The organism is Amycolatopsis benzoatilytica AK 16/65 (assembly GCF_000383915.1).
Taxonomy (GTDB): domain Bacteria; phylum Actinomycetota; class Actinomycetes; order Mycobacteriales; family Pseudonocardiaceae; genus Amycolatopsis; species Amycolatopsis benzoatilytica.
This window is the reverse complement of sequence record NZ_KB912942.1, coordinates 7,404,527-7,418,229: the sequence shown is the minus strand read 5'-3', so window position 1 is coordinate 7,418,229 and position 13,703 is coordinate 7,404,527. Positions and strand designations below refer to the sequence as shown.

Annotated in this window: 17 protein-coding genes; 5 read left to right on the top strand and 12 right to left on the bottom strand. The window is 70.0% G+C overall.

The genetic code is table 11. The features are described from left to right. Positions 1-6: 6 nt before the first annotated feature. Positions 7-687 carry an SDR family NAD(P)-dependent oxidoreductase gene (locus tag AMYBE_RS0134560; RefSeq protein ID WP_027928321.1) on the bottom strand — a complete coding sequence of 227 codons (681 nt, stop codon included), beginning with the start codon at positions 685-687 and terminating at the stop codon, positions 7-9. Positions 688-765: 78 nt separating this feature from the next. Between AMYBE_RS0134560 and AMYBE_RS0134555 the strand changes: the two genes are divergently transcribed. From AMYBE_RS0134555 to AMYBE_RS42895, 3 genes are read left to right on the top strand one after another with little or no spacing between them, the layout of a single operon-like run. Then, positions 766-1,377, top strand: a complete 612-nt coding sequence (locus tag AMYBE_RS0134555) for a bifunctional 4-hydroxy-2-oxoglutarate aldolase/2-dehydro-3-deoxy-phosphogluconate aldolase (protein WP_020663966.1) — start codon at positions 766-768, stop codon at positions 1,375-1,377. Next, a complete protein-coding gene (locus AMYBE_RS0134550; RefSeq protein WP_020663965.1) occupies positions 1,377-2,366 on the top strand; it encodes a lactonase family protein in 990 nt (329 codons plus the stop codon). Before AMYBE_RS0134555 ends, AMYBE_RS0134550 begins: the two co-directional genes overlap by 1 nt. Next, positions 2,363-3,070: a FadR/GntR family transcriptional regulator gene (locus AMYBE_RS42895; RefSeq protein ID WP_051124824.1), complete on the top strand. Its 708-nt coding sequence runs from the start codon at positions 2,363-2,365 to the stop codon at positions 3,068-3,070. The genes AMYBE_RS0134550 and AMYBE_RS42895 overlap by 4 nt, the downstream gene beginning before the upstream one ends. Positions 3,071-3,097: 27 nt before the next feature. On the opposite strand, the gene AMYBE_RS0134540 is transcribed toward AMYBE_RS42895, so the two are convergent. Genes AMYBE_RS0134540 through AMYBE_RS0134530 form a run of 3 tightly spaced genes read right to left on the bottom strand, consistent with a single transcriptional unit; the run spans position 3,098 to position 4,947 of the window. After that, positions 3,098-3,718, bottom strand: coding sequence for a TetR/AcrR family transcriptional regulator (locus AMYBE_RS0134540; protein WP_020663963.1), 621 nt, complete (start codon positions 3,716-3,718; stop codon positions 3,098-3,100). Positions 3,719-3,755: 37 nt separating this feature from the next. Then, positions 3,756-4,445, bottom strand: coding sequence for a hypothetical protein (locus tag AMYBE_RS0134535; protein ID WP_027928320.1), 690 nt, complete (start codon positions 4,443-4,445; stop codon positions 3,756-3,758). Continuing rightward, positions 4,438-4,947, bottom strand: a complete 510-nt coding sequence (locus AMYBE_RS0134530) for a SigE family RNA polymerase sigma factor (protein WP_020663961.1) — start codon at positions 4,945-4,947, stop codon at positions 4,438-4,440. Before AMYBE_RS0134530 ends, AMYBE_RS0134535 begins: the two co-directional genes overlap by 8 nt. Before the next feature lie 135 nt (positions 4,948-5,082). Here AMYBE_RS0134530 and AMYBE_RS0134525 point away from each other — a divergent pair, with 135 nt between their 5' ends. Next, a complete protein-coding gene (locus tag AMYBE_RS0134525; protein ID WP_020663960.1) occupies positions 5,083-6,105 on the top strand; it encodes a threonine aldolase family protein in 1,023 nt (340 codons plus the stop codon). Between the two features lie 16 nt (positions 6,106-6,121). Continuing rightward, entirely contained in the window at positions 6,122-6,706 is a 585-nt protein-coding gene (locus AMYBE_RS0134520) for an HAD family hydrolase (RefSeq protein ID WP_020663959.1), read from the top strand. A 54-nt stretch (positions 6,707-6,760) separates the two neighbouring features. Here AMYBE_RS0134520 and AMYBE_RS0134515 read toward each other — a convergent pair whose 3' ends face one another. The 8 genes from AMYBE_RS0134515 to AMYBE_RS0134480 all read right to left on the bottom strand — a co-directional run bounded on the left by AMYBE_RS0134515 (position 6,761) and on the right by AMYBE_RS0134480 (position 13,608). Further along, positions 6,761-6,943: a hypothetical protein gene (locus AMYBE_RS0134515; RefSeq protein WP_020663958.1), complete on the bottom strand. Its 183-nt coding sequence runs from the start codon at positions 6,941-6,943 to the stop codon at positions 6,761-6,763. Positions 6,944-7,154: 211 nt separating this feature from the next. Beyond that, entirely contained in the window at positions 7,155-8,321 is a 1,167-nt protein-coding gene (locus AMYBE_RS0134510; RefSeq protein ID WP_020663957.1) for a pyridoxal phosphate-dependent aminotransferase, read from the bottom strand. A gap of 38 nt (positions 8,322-8,359) precedes the next feature. Beyond that, entirely contained in the window at positions 8,360-9,490 is a 1,131-nt protein-coding gene (locus AMYBE_RS0134505) for a transglycosylase SLT domain-containing protein (RefSeq protein WP_020663956.1), read from the bottom strand. Between the two features lie 38 nt (positions 9,491-9,528). After that, positions 9,529-9,840, bottom strand: a complete 312-nt coding sequence (locus tag AMYBE_RS0134500) for a hypothetical protein (RefSeq protein WP_027928319.1) — start codon at positions 9,838-9,840, stop codon at positions 9,529-9,531. A 321-nt stretch (positions 9,841-10,161) separates the two neighbouring features. Continuing rightward, positions 10,162-10,920, bottom strand: coding sequence for an ESX secretion-associated protein EspG (locus AMYBE_RS0134495; protein WP_020663954.1), 759 nt, complete (start codon positions 10,918-10,920; stop codon positions 10,162-10,164). A gap of 2 nt (positions 10,921-10,922) precedes the next feature. Continuing rightward, positions 10,923-12,626 (bottom strand): PPE domain-containing protein, encoded by a 1,704-nt coding sequence (locus tag AMYBE_RS0134490; protein WP_027928318.1) that lies wholly within the window; start codon positions 12,624-12,626, stop codon positions 10,923-10,925. A gap of 9 nt (positions 12,627-12,635) precedes the next feature. After that, positions 12,636-13,238 carry a DUF3558 domain-containing protein gene (locus AMYBE_RS0134485; RefSeq protein WP_020663953.1) on the bottom strand — a complete coding sequence of 201 codons (603 nt, stop codon included), beginning with the start codon at positions 13,236-13,238 and terminating at the stop codon, positions 12,636-12,638. Beyond that, positions 13,219-13,608 (bottom strand): PE domain-containing protein, encoded by a 390-nt coding sequence (locus tag AMYBE_RS0134480; protein ID WP_020663952.1) that lies wholly within the window; start codon positions 13,606-13,608, stop codon positions 13,219-13,221. The genes AMYBE_RS0134485 and AMYBE_RS0134480 overlap by 20 nt, the downstream gene beginning before the upstream one ends. Positions 13,609-13,703 lie beyond the last annotated feature (95 nt).

The following is a 13,703-nucleotide window of genomic DNA, read 5'->3' as shown; positions in this document are numbered from 1 at the left end:
CGCCTCCTAAGCGGAATCTTTCGCGGCCGACCAGCCGCCGTCGACGGTCAGCTCCGCGCCGGTGACGAACGAGGCTGCCGGCGAAAGCAAGAACGCGATCGCCGTCGCGACTTCGGCGGGATCGCCCAGCCTTCCAGCGGGCGTCGCGCGAGCGCTGCGTTCCTGATCCGCCAGACTGATCCGGTCCCAGGCTTCGGTGCGAACCGGGCCGGGCAGCACGGAATTCACCCGCACCTCAGGTGCGTACTCGACCGCCAGCTGCCGGCTCAGCGACACCAGCGCGCCTTTACTGGCCGCGTACGCCGGATGTCCGGGCAACCCGAATCGCGCGTGTACCGAGGAAACCAGGACCACCGAACCGCGTCGCGCGCGCAACGAGGGCAGGCAGGCGCGCACTGCCAGGTACGACGCGGTCAGATTCACGTCCAGCTGCCGCTGCCACTGCGCGCGGCCGGTTTCGTGCAGAGCGCCCTGCGTAGGCAGGTAGGCGTTGCTGACCAGTGCGTCGACTTCCCCGGCCAGTTCGACTACCCGCCGCCAGGTTTCGTCCTCGGTCACGTCGCCCTGCACGCCGCCGGGCACCGGGGCGAGATCGACTCCGATCACCCGGTAGCCATCGGCACTGAGCTGACCGGCGGTCGCGGCTCCGATCCCGGACGCCGCCCCGGTCACCACCGCGGTACGCATGCTCGGCAGCATGCCGGACGCCTCGCCGCCAGGCAAGATTAATTAGTAATTAATTGCTCCGCTGCTACGCTGATCAGCATGGGATACCGGTGGGAGATCACCCGCGAAGCGGTCCGCCAGGGCGTCGTCGGGATCGTGCGCACCCCAGACGCCGCGTCCGCCGTCGCGGCTGCCCGGGCGGTGCTCGACGCCGGGTTGAAGTCCGTCGAGGTCCCGCTGACCAACTCCGGCGCACTCGTCGCGATCGAAGAACTGACCGCCGCGTATCCGGACGCCACCATCGGCGCCGGCACCGTGCTCGACGAGTCGTCGGCCACCGCGGCGATCCGGGCCGGCGCACAGTTCCTGGTGTCGCCGTCGCTGCACACCGAGGTGCTCCGTACCGCTCATCGATACGGTGTCGCCGCTCTTCCGGGCACCGGTTCGGTCACCGAGATCGTCCGCGCGCTGGAGGAAGGTGCTGACGCGGTAAAGGTTTTCCCTGCTTCCGCGCTCGGCCCCCAGTGGGTCAAGGACGTACGGGCCGCGCTTCCGCAGGCGCCTTTGGTGCCGACGGGTGGAATCGCGCTGGAGGACGTGCCACGCTGGCTCGAAGCGGGCGCCGTCGCCTGCGGGATCGGGTCGGCGCTGACCCGTGGTTCAGCCGAGGACATCCGGGCCCGAGTGGCCGCGTTGGCGAGGGAGAACTAGTGAGCGACGTCGTACTCGTCGGCTGCCGCACCGCCGAAACCGGCGGGAAAGGTCTCGGCATCTCGGTTTTCCGGCGTTCCGAAGCGGGCGAGCTGACCTTCGAATCGACGTTGCCGATGGTGTCGCCGACCTGGCTGACCCAGCACCCCACGCTGCCGATGGTCTACGCGACCAACGAAACGGCGCACGGCGAGATCACGTCCATTTCGGTCGCCGACGAGCTGATCGCGCTCGACGTGGTCGACTCCGGCGGATCCAGCCCGTGCCACCTCGCGGTGACGCCGAACGGGCGATTCCTGTTGTGCGCCAACTACGGTGCCGGCAGTTTCGCGGTGTTCGCGCTGCGCGAGGACGGCCGGATCGACGGCCGCACGGACCTCGTCCAGCACAGCGGCAGCGGCCCGCGCGCGGACCGGCAGGAGGGCCCGCACGTGCACATGGCGGTGTCATCCGCGGACAGCTCCGTGGTGAGCGCCGTCGACCTCGGCACCGACGAAATCCGCAGCTACTCGTTGTCGCCGGAAGGAAAGCTGACGCCGCTGGCGGTTTCGCCGCTCCCGCCGGGAACCGGGCCGCGCCAGCTGGTCCGAGGCGCGGACGGAATCGCTTACGTGGCCGCGGAACTTTCCGGCGAACTGATCACCATGCGGGAAACATCGCCGGGCGCCTTCGAGTTCGTCGCGGCCACTCCGTCGACGGTGGCCGGCGGCGACTCCCTGGTGGCCCACCTGGAAGTCCTCGATTCCGGCGTCTACCTGTCGAACCGCGGCCCGGAATGCATCACCAAGTTCGCCGGCGACCCGCTGCACGCGACCGCCGAGCAGGCGTGCGGTGCGTACCCGTGGAACTTCGCGGTGGCCGACGGAAGGTGCTACGTGGCCGCGAACCGGGACGACGCACTGTCGGTCTTCCCGTTGGCAGAGCTGGGAAATGCCGCCGTCACCGCGGTACCCACCGGCTCGCCGACCTGCGTGCTGCCGCTCCGGTGAAGCCCCGAGGCTTGCACGGCCAGACCGTGGAAACACTGGCCGCGCGAGTCCTGTCCGGACAGTGGCGCGAGGGGATGGTGCTGGATCTCCCCGCGCTGCGCGAGGAGCTGGACATCAGCCTGACCGCGCTGCGGGAAGCGTTGAAAGTGCTGACCGCCAAGGGATTGATCGACGCGCGGCAGAAACACGGCACCTTCGTGCAGCCGCGTGAGAACTGGCAACTCCTCGACGCGGACGTGATGCGCTGGCAAACCACCGCCCGGGGAAACGCCGGTCTGCTGGACGAGTTGGCCGAGGTGCGCGCCGTGGTGGAACCCGCGGCCGCGCGTATGGCCGCGGAGCGCGCGACCGAGCAGGACCTAGCCGCGATGACCGCCGCGCTCGACGCGATGACGGCCGCGCCGGACACCGAGGCGAGCGTGGAAGCGGACCTGGCCTTCCACCGGGGCCTGCTGACCGCCGCACACAACAATTTCTTGCTGCAGATCGAGCGGGTCATCGCGATCGGGCTGGCGGAGCGGGACAAGCTGGTCCACCAGCACGGCGCTACCGACGACCCGGTGCCGAGCCACCGCGAGGTGCTGGACGCGATCGCCGCGCACGACCCGGCCGGGGCGGAAGCCGCGATGCTGGCATTGCTGGCCAAATCCGCCGCCGACGCGAGCTTGGCCGACGTCCGTGAAGGGCCCCTTGAGGGAATCTGAGTCCCGCAAGGAGTCCTTCACGGAAAGTCACTTTCCGGACAGGCCTTGCGCGTCCGGCGCCAGCGCGTTCTGCAACATCCGCCCCGCCGCGGCGCGCGGTGCCGGGTCGACCGCGATCAGGGCGTTGACCACGGCTCCGTCCACCAGCGCGACCAGCCGCTCCAGCTCTTCCTCGCCGATCGGGGTGCCGGAGCGGGAGAAGATCTCCGTCAGCAGTTCGCTCAGCTGCTGCGACATGGTCCGCATCAACGGTCGCAGATATGGCCGCCGCCCGGTCGCGACCAAGCGTTCGTAGCGCAGGAGGACCGCCTCGGCGTCCGCGACCGGGTCCTCGCGCGGCGGGCCGAGCAGCTGGTCCAGGACCAGGTCGACAGTCGCCTGCACACCGCGGTTGCGGGTCGCCAGCTCCTCCAGTTGCCGTCGGCCGTTCTCGAGCTCGGTCTGCCCGTGGTGCTCGACCGCGGCGGTCACCAGCTCTTCCAGCGAGTCGAAGTAGTAGGTGGTGGACGCCAGCGGGAGACCGGCCCGCTCGGCGACCGCCCGGTGGCGCACGGCGTCGAACCCGCCCTCGGCCAGCAGTTCGGCAGCGGCTTCGACGAGCGCGGCCCGCCGGCGCTCGCCCTTCGGAGTCGTCGCTGCTGCCGTCATGGGCAGATATTCTGCCAGCCGCGCCGTGGGCCGCCGGTCAGAACCGGGGAGCCAGCGCCGCGGCGAAGCGCGCCAGGTCGGCCGCGTACGGCGCTGGGCGGCCGGTCGTGCCGGGCACACTGACCAGCACGAGCGTCCCGCCGCTGGCGGTTGCCTGCTGCACGACGACCGCGCCGGAGGGCTGCGCGGGCACCGAAACCACCGCGCCGCGCGCGAACAGGGCTGCGGCGATCTTGCCGTCCGGAAGCGGGAACCCAGCGCCGCGCGAGTCCGTCGTACAGACGCTGCTTGGGGAAGCCTGTGCGGCGGTCAAGTGGCCTGGGAGCTCGCCAGCGAGGGCAATGGCGAGCTCCCAGTCCACCCGTGCGCACCCGGAGGTGCCTTCGGCCCGAGGGCCGGTCCTCCCGTCTCCGCTGTCTCCCTGCCGAGACGGCTGAGCCGGGAAGTAATCCCCAGTACTCAGTGGACGTGCGGCCGGTCCGCCAGGTTGCGCGGGCGCGGCAGCGGAACTGCCCACCGAAGCAGACTTTTCACCGGTAACGCCCACAATGCCCCAAGTGCCCAGTCCGGCCGCGACGAGCACCGCGCCCGCACCAGCGGTGATCCGGTTGCGCCGGCGCACAGTTTCCCGCTTCGACCGGCGAATCACGTCCTCCACCGAGAACGTCGGCTCCGGCACTTCGCCCGGAACGCCGGAGAACAACGACTCGGCCTCGCGCTCATCCATTGGTCTCCACCTCCCGGTCCAGCACCTGACGCAGATTCGCCAGCCCGCGCGCGGTCTGGCTCTTCACATTGCCTTCGCTGCAGCCCAGCGCTGTCGCCGCCGCCCCCACGTCCAGCCCGTCGAAGAACCGCAGCACCAGCACGGCCCGCTGTTTCGGCGGCACCTCTTTGAGCGCCGCCAGCAAGTCCTCGCGGGTCGCGACGCGCTCGGCGAGGCCGGGACCGTCGTCCACCGGTTCCGGCAGTTCCTCGGTCTGCCGCTCCCGCCGCCACGGCCGCCGCGACTCGTCGATGACGGCGCGTACCAGCGTCTTGCGCACGTACGCGTCGGTCGCGCCGCGGTCCCTGATCTTCTTCCACCTCCGGTGCAGCGCGACGAACGCGGTCTGCGCGAGGTCGTCGGCCTTGTGCCAGTCCCCGCACATCAAGTACGCGGTCCGGCGCACGGCGTCCCTCCTCGCGGCGAAATATTCCGCGAACTCTTGTTCGTCGCGCTGGTCCACGCGCTTCGCAGCTCCGCTCTGGCCATGTCCGAGTAAGGGACGGATCCGGGGGCGTCCACGGTTGCACGTCCGGCGGCACGCGTTCCACCCCCCGCCGCATTGATGCGGCCCGCACCAGTGTGATGTGATCGGACTGTGACCAACACTGGGCAGCTGATCGACTTCCGTTCCGACACCGTCACCCGCCCGGATGCGGTCATGCGGGCCGCGATGGCCGAGGCGGAGGTCGACGACAACGTCATCGGCACCGACCCGACGATCGCCGAGCTGGAACGCCGGGCCGCGCAGATCCTCGGGATGCCGGCCGCACTGTGGACGCCGAGCGGGACGATGGCGAACCTCATCGCGCTGAGCGTCCACTTGCAGCGCGGCGACCGGTTTCTCGCCACCCGCGGCGCGCACGTGCTCACCAACGAACTCGGCTCCGCCGCCTGGCTGGCCGGCGGGATGCCGGACATCCTCGAACACGACGCCGGGCCAGGACGTCCGCTGCCGGAAACGCTGGAAGCCGCGATCGGCAACCCCGGCCCGTACTTCACGCTCCGCACCACGCTGCTGTGCTTGGAGAACACGCACAACGCGGCGGGCGGTGCGGTCACCCCGCCCGACGAACACGCGCAACTGCTGTCGGTCGCGAAACAGGCCGGCCTCACCGTGCACCTCGACGGAGCGCGCATCTGGCACGCGGCGGTCGCGCTGCAAGTGCCGCCCGCCGCATTGACGGTCGGCGTCGACAGTGTGTCGGCGTGCTTCAGCAAGGGCCTCGGCGCACCAGTCGGCTCGGTCGTCGCGGGCAGCGCGGATTTCGTCGAGCGGGCTCGCCGGATGCGCCAGATGCTTGGCGGCGGCGTCCGCCAGGGCGGCGTGCTGGCCGCGGCCTGCCTGGTCGGCCTGGACCGAATCGACGACCTGGCCGAAACCCACGAATTCGCCCGGCGGATGGCGGCCGGGCTGTCCGAGCACGGCTGGGAGGTGCGGACGCCGGACACGAACATCGTGCTGGCCGGAGTGCCGGACGTGCCGACCGCGTTGTCCTGGCTGGGCTCGCTCGGCATCCAGGCCCTGCCGATGGCGGGCAAGGTCCGGCTGGTCACGCACCGCGACCTGACCTCGGCCGACATCACCGAAGCACTGCGCCGGATCAAAGCCGGCGCCTGACCCCCGGGGGACTCGAGTGACGAACTGGATCGTGTTCGACTACGGCGAGGTGCTCAGCGTCCGCACCCCCGCGCTGCCGAAGCTGGCTGCCGCGATGGGCGTCTCGCACGAGGCGTTCGAACCGGCCTACTGGAGCGTGCGCGAATCGTACGACCGCGGCTGCTCGGACCTGGAGTACTGGACGTCGCTGGGCGACCAGCTGGGCGTGGCGGTGAACGAGGCGCTGTCGGCTGAGCTGACCGCGCTCGACGTCGCCGGCTGGGGCCAGCTCGCGCCGAGCTCGCTCGAACTGCTGGAATCGCTGGCCGAGGCCGGGGCCTCATTGGCGCTGCTGTCCAACGCGCCCGCGGCGTTCGGTGCCTGGGTGCGCGAGCAGGAGTGGGCGAACCTGTTCAGGCACACGCTGTTCTCCGGCGACGTGAAGGTCGCCAAGCCGGACGCCGAAATTTTCCGCCTGCTGGTGGACAAGCTGGGCGCCGAACCGGCCGACTGCCTGTTCTTCGACGACCGCCAGATCAACATCGACGGCGCCCGCGCGGCCGGCCTGCGAGCCGAACTGTGGGACGGCGCCGAAGCCGCTCGCGCGGCCGTCGCGGAATGAAAACCGGCTCCCGCACTGTCTCCGGTGCGGGAGCCGTGGTCTCTTTCGGCAGGCTCAGTGGCCGATCTGCTTGGACTTCTTGCCCGTGATCGCGCGGTACCCGGCGGTGCCCAGGAACGCCACGCCGCCGATGATGCCGATCCACAGCACGGCCTTGAACACGAAGCCGATCACCGACCCGATCACCATGAAAGCGATCCAGGCCACGATGAGCGCTCCGACAATCTTCCAGAACATGGCTCCTCCGATGCCGTTTCCGTGCCGCGTCGGCCCGGTGCCCTCCAGCGTGCCATCCGCGCAGCGGAAACTCTCTACCCGAAGCCAACGTTCAGGGGTATCTCCGGGTTCCCCTGAGCCCTCTCTCCTGGTCGCCGTGGAAGTCCGTGAAGGGGCCCTTGCCGGAAGCTAAGTCCCTCAAGGGGCCCTTCACGGACAGCTGGGCTGCGCCTCACCCGATCCAGCCGCCGAGCCGGCGCACCCCCTCCGTCACGTCCTCAGTGGCTCCGGCGAACGAGAACCGCACGTACCGACCGCCGTCGACGGGGTCGAAGTCGATGCCCGGGGTGATCGCGAGGCCGGTGTCGGCGAGCAGCCGCTGGCACCAGCTCAGGCTGTCGGTGGTGTGGTCGGAGACGTCGGCGTAGGCGTAGAACGCGCCGTCCGCCGGAGCCAGCTTGTCGAGGCCGATCTCGCGCAGGCCAGCGAACAGCAGATCGCGGTTGCGCCGGTAATGCTCGACGTGCGCGTCCGCCTCGGCGTAGGACTCCGGCGTGAACGCCGCGACTGCCGCGTATTGGGAAAGCGCGGGCGGGCAGATGGTGAAGTTGCCGGTCAGGACGTCGACCGCGCGGTGCAGTCGCTGCGGCACCAGCATCCAGCCCAGCCGCCAGCCGGTCATCGCGAAGTACTTCGAGAACGAGCCGAGCACGAGCGCCTCGTGGCCGTACTGCCAGGCACAGTCGAGCTGTTTGCCGTACGAGATGCCGTGATAGATCTCGTCGCTGATCAGCTGCACCCCGTGCGACGCGCACCAGCCGGAGATCGCGGCCAGCTCGCCCGGCGGCAGCACGGTGCCGGTCGGGTTGCTCGGGCTGGCGACGATCAGCCCGTCGAGCGGTCCGAGCTGGTCCAGCAGTTCGACGGTCGGCTGGAAGTTGGTGTCCGCGGTGGTGGCGAACTCGACGACTTCGCAGCCGAGCACGTTCAACAGGTTCCGGTACGCCGGGTAACCCGGCCGAGCCATCGCGACCCGTGCGCCCGGGTCGAACGCGCTGAGGAACGACAGCAGGAACCCGCCGGACGAACCGGTGGTCAGCACGACGTCTTGCGCGGCGACGTCGAGGCCGTAAGTGCGCCGGTAGTGCCCGGCGACGGCTTCACGCAGCTCCGGGATGCCGAGCTGCTCGGTGTAGCCGAGGGTCTGGCTGGCCAGCGCCTCTTGCGCCGCCCGGCGGACTGCCGCCGGAGCGGGCGCGGACGGCTGCCCGGCGCACAACGACACGAGGTCGCCGTGGCTGCGCTGGCGCGCTTGCGCCGCGGACAGCACGTCCATCACATGGAAAGGAGGCACGCCTGCCCGCAGTGCGGGCCCGCCGAAAGCACCGATGTCGACCATGCGGCCAGGCTAACTCGACAGGCCCGCCCGGAGGCAGGTCAGTAGCCGCGGTACGCGCCGCCGTGCGCCATGGCCGCGATACCCGGCACGTTCGACATCGAGCCGTAGCGGTCGAGCGAGTACCGCACGCCGGCGATGATGTTGTCGACCGGGTTGTAGATGTTGTCGTGCCCAGGCAGCTTGTGCGCGTTGAACGTGGAGTCGATGCACTGCATCAGGCCCTTGGACGGGTGGCCGGCCGCCGCGTTCGAGTCCCAGTTGTTGATCGCGTTCGGGTTGCCGCCGGACTCGTGCTGGATGATCGCCCAGATATTCTTGATGTCCGCGTCGCTCACGTTGACGCCCGCGGCCTGCAGCGCCTGGATCGCTTCCTGGATCCACTGCTGCACGTTGCCGGGCGGGGGCGAGGAGGGCGGGCCGCCACTCGGGCCGAGGCCGCCGCCGCCACCGCTCGCTCCGCCGCCACCACCGTGGTGACCGCCGCCGCCTCCACCACCGCCGCCGTGCCCGGTGTGCAGGCCGCCGGTGCTCTGCGGCACGGTGCCGTCGGAACCAGGGAGCGGGACCTCGGAGTAGCCGCCCTTGATCTGCGTCTGCATCAAGGTCTGCGAGTCCTTGACCATCTGGTCGGCCTGCTGCAGCAGCGGATCGATGGTCTGCTCGGCAGCGGTCGCCGTTTGCTGATTCTGCGTGTTCGCGACGGCGATGATCGCGTCCGCGGACTGGGCGGGTGCCGGGTTCTTGGGATCCTTGTCGTGCGCCGCCTGCGCGGATTGCGCGGCCTGCGCTTTCGCGGTCTCGGAGTCGATGACCTTCTGGATCGCGTCGTGCGCGTTCTTCACCGCGTCGGTGACCTTGCTCTTGACCGTGCCCAGGTCAGTGGACAACTTGTTCAGGTCGTTGCCGACGTCGGTCAGGTGGGCTTGTACCTGGTCGCCCGCCTTGGTGATCTGCGTGACGTAGTCGACGAACGCGTCCGCCGCCGGACCTTTCCACACACCTTCGCCCAGCGATTTGGTCGCCGCGCTGAATGCGTTGCTGTGATCACCCGCCTGAGTCGCGGCGTCGGTGAACTGCTTCCCTGCCGCTGCGATCGACGCGGGATTGATGCCGTCGACCTTCTTGGCCTTGTCGACAATGCCCTGCCAGTTCGGCGGAAAGTCGATCATCCCCATGTTCGTGCCCCCTCACCCGTGTCGGTGCGTGCTCAGCGGTCCTCGTGCACGGTCAGGTCGGTCACCGCGACCTGGTCGGTCTCCTGGATCAGGCCCGCGGCCTTGCGCAGGATGAAGCCGGTCGCCTCCATCAGCTTCCCGGCCGAGTCGAACTCGTTGTGCACACCCTGCTTGAACGTGCCGACCGCGCCGTGCACGCCCTGCGAGCCGCCCATCGTGCCGAACGGGCTTTCCGGTTCGTGGTCGACGCCGGTGAGATGCCCCTTGGACTTCTCGAACTCGTGCTTCAGCTTCTCCACGTCCTTGGCGGCGTTGGCCATGGAACCCGGATCGTAGACAGGCACCGTTCGTCATCCCCTTCGCGACACTCGCTTCCGGCCAGTTCGACGCGTCCCTGCCCCGGCCGGTTCCCATGCTTACTCTAAGACTTCGGGCGCGTGCCGTGTGCAGTTCTCCCCGACTTCCACCCGTCGCGCGACCAGCTGCTCAAACAGCGGGTGCCCGTGCGGTCGCGGCGCCTCGGAGAACACCGGCAATTCGGACGTCACCAGCACTGATGTCACCCGCAGGAGTCGGTCACCGGTTCGCGTGACTCTCGCATCGACCGCGGCATCGGCGAGGATGTCCCGACCGCGCGAATCGATTTCGAGAACGCGTCGAAAGACTCAAATCCCGGCCTGCAACTCCCGAACCCGTTCCATCAGCACCGCGTTGTCCGCCGGGCTCACCGTCGCCCACGCGTGCCCGTCCGCGTCCTCGGTGAGCTGGAACAGATACCGCCCGGAATCGGTGTCGTAAAAGCCCGCCACCTGCGGCGAGCGGCGCACCGTGCCGTCCCGCAGCACTCGCTCGGCGCAGAACTGGCCGCGCGCCTCCTGGCCCATCAGCATTCCGGCGAGTTCCTGTGCCTCCCACAGTGCGACGCCCCGGTCCTCCAACGCGGTGACCAGTGACTTCGGATCGCCCGCGGCGGCCAGATCGGCGTTCACGAGCGTGTCGTGCGGCACCGAGATCGACTGGCCCACGCCCGCGTCGAGCGCTCCGGCGACCGGCACCACGGCATCGGCGAGCGCGCCGGCATCGGCGGGGATCAGCCACACCTCTTCCCGTTCGACGACCGCGAGCACCGCCTGGCTGCCGCGGCTCACCGCGCGTCCGTGGATTTCCCGGTCGGCCCACACCCAGACGTCCACCGCCTCGCGCGGGCTCGCCAGCAGGTGCAACTGGTCGAGCACGGTGCCGGACGGCCGCCGTCCGCGCGCCAGTCGCCGCTGCGCCAGGGAGTCCCACACCGAGTCGATCAGCTCGGCTCGTTCGGTGTGCGTACGCCCCGGCGACGGAACCGCCAGCGCGGCCGGGCGGGTGCCCAGCTCCAGCGATTCCCACAGGACGTCGAATTCGAGAGCGGTCAGTACCAGGCTCACGGTCAGCGCACTTCTCCCGTGCCGTCGCCGATCACGTCGCGCGTGACCATCCGGCCGTCGGCGAACAGATCCTTGTCGTCCACTCCGAACCGGCGCACGTGCTCGGCTTCCTCGATGCCTTCTTGCGGCGCAGCCGGGGAGAGGAACTTCGCGTCGCCCGCCGCTGGTTTCGGCGCGACCTGCTCGGCTTTCCGCAGCGCTACCGCCTCTTCCTCGGGCAACTCGCCGACCGGCAGCGGCCGGACCGGTCCGCCCCGCGACTGCCCGTCCTGGCTGCGGCCCGGCCGCTCCCGGTCGCCGGCGAGCGCACCGCCTGCCACGCCAGCACCCAATGCTGCTGCTCCGGCACCCATCTCGCCGGCCGACGCTCCGCCGCCGCGCGGCACCGCGGGGCCACCGCCTAGGTCCGGTGCCGGCGACGACGGCGGGGTCGGCGCGCTGCCGACGAGACGGCCGCGCTGCAACGCCTGATCACCGCCGCCAGTGTGGCTTCCGCCCTGCTGTCCGCCGAGATTGCTTGTCCCGCCTGCGTTTCCACCCGAACCTGAGCCAGAATTACCAGCCCCGCCCGGGTTTCCGCTCTCGCTGAAGCCAGAATTGCCCGTCCCGCTGGGATACCCTCCCGACCGGTCGCCGGTCGGCCGTCCGAAACTCTCCGGACCTGGCCAGCCGCGGCCGGTGTCCGGCCCGCTGCCCGGACCGGACCCGCGCGGCCCCGTCGGCAGGAACGTGCCGGACTCGCCTGGCCGCACCGATGTTCCGCCCGGCATCCGCGATCCACCAGGGCCGCCCGGAATTCCCGGCTCCACCGGCGCGGTGGTCCCGCCGACCGGCCGAGGCGATGCGTCCGGCCCACGCACCCCGCCTTGCGCGGGCGCGTTCTCCCAACCCGGCGGCGGAGACGGCGGCGCGTAACTGGCCGCGACGACCGGCGCGGCCGGCCTGACCGGCGGAGCCGGGGCCTGCGCTGCGGTGCCGTAAGCGGGGGTCGGCGGATCCACCAGGTGGCTCACCGGCTGCGGCGCGACGTACTGCGATTTCACCGACGCCGCAGAGGGTTTCACTTCGCCGTCCGGCGTCACGTCGACTGCGGCGGCCGCGCGGTCCACCGGGCTCGGGCCGGTGCCAGGCTGGACCATGGTCAGCGACTGCGGCTGGCTCAGCGTCTCGGTGGACAACAGGTTTTCGCCGCTTTGTTTGGCGTACGCGTTCAGCGCCTCGACCGCCTGGCTGCGCGCGTTGTCCGCCGCCGACACCGCCGCCGCGTGGTCAGTCTCGAAGCCGAGAAAACTCGCCACCGAATCCACCAGGGTGAGGCTTTCCGCGCCTTTGCGCACCGCGGCCGGATCCGGCAGCTTGTACTTGGTGCGGCTGAACGCTTCTCCTTGCGCGAAAAGCATTTCCGCGGTGTGCGCGACCTTCTGCATGGCGTCCTGAGAGAAACCGGCATGCTCGGACAGCACCTGCCCGGCCTGTCCGCCCGCCTCGCTCTGCCAATCCACCCCGAGCTTCGCGAGCTGTTCGCGCAGCGTCTGATCGGTGCCCGCGAGCGCGGTCGCGACCTGCTGCAACGCTTCGACCGCGGTGCCGATGCTGGCGATTCCGTCGCCAGTGCCGAACTTTTCGATCTCGTCGGCGATGGCGGTGTCGGTCCACCCGTCGAAACGGTGGTCGCGGATCCTGCCCGCGAGTTCGGAGATCTCCACGCGCCCTCCCTAGGTCCGGTTCTTGAGGCCCTGCACGGCCAGGCCGGCGGCCTGGGTGGCGAGCTGGCACAACTGCGGCTGGCTGAACGCGCCCGTGGTGATCGCGAACTCCTGCGCCGCCATGGTCTGCCCCTTCGCGACGCCGACGAGCACTTCACAGTCGGCGGGCGTGCCAGCCGCGCGGTAGTTCGTGATCGCCGGATAGCCCTCGACCGGGGCCGGCGCGGTGGTCATGCTGTTCTTGCGGCGCTTGCCGGTGAGCCATTCCTGCACGTCCGCGTTGACGATCCGCAGGTGCAGCGCGTGGAACGGCTCAGCCTGGGTCGAGTCGAACACGCAGGTGGGACCGTCTTGCGCGGCAGCGGCTTTGCGCGGCACGCTGGTGATCTTGAGCTCGTCGAGCTGTGCCTGGCCGAGCAGCTGACACGGGTCGATGTCCGCTAGTGAAAGGTCCTTCGGCCGGGCTGGCAGTTCCGCGGCTTTCGACTGCTGCGCCAGCGAGCTGATCGCGGGCTCGACCGGGTACGCCGTGCCGCCGTTGCCCGACGAGCAGCCCGCGAGGCCGAGTACCGCGACAACGGCGAGGATCGGCTTAGTGGGTGCCGTGCGCACCGCGGTCCCCGAACGCAGCCGCCTTGTCCGCTTCGCTGGCCTGATACGTCTTCGCTGCTTCGCGCAGCTGTCCGACGAGCTTGTGCAGGTTGGCGACATACATGCGCACCTGCGCCACATACGACTGATCGCCTTCGGCGATCACCGAGTTCCACGCCGTCACCGCATTCATGCTCACGGTGTCCGAAGACGGTGCGTCGACCCGCAGCTCGCCGAGCCGGGTGAGCAACCTGTCTTCGAGCGCGGTGACCTGCTCCTCGACCACCCGCGCGACGTCGAGCAGCTTGGCCGGCTCGACGACGATGTCCGCCACGCCCGGCACAGCCGGCACTGACGAAGCCAGGTCGGTGAGCGGTGTGCTTCCCGGCATGTCGCTAACCCCTCCCGTGATACGGACGGTGACCGTACGGATCCGTTTCGAGGTTACCAACCGGCGCGTGAACCCGAGGCGAACTTCGGCGAGAA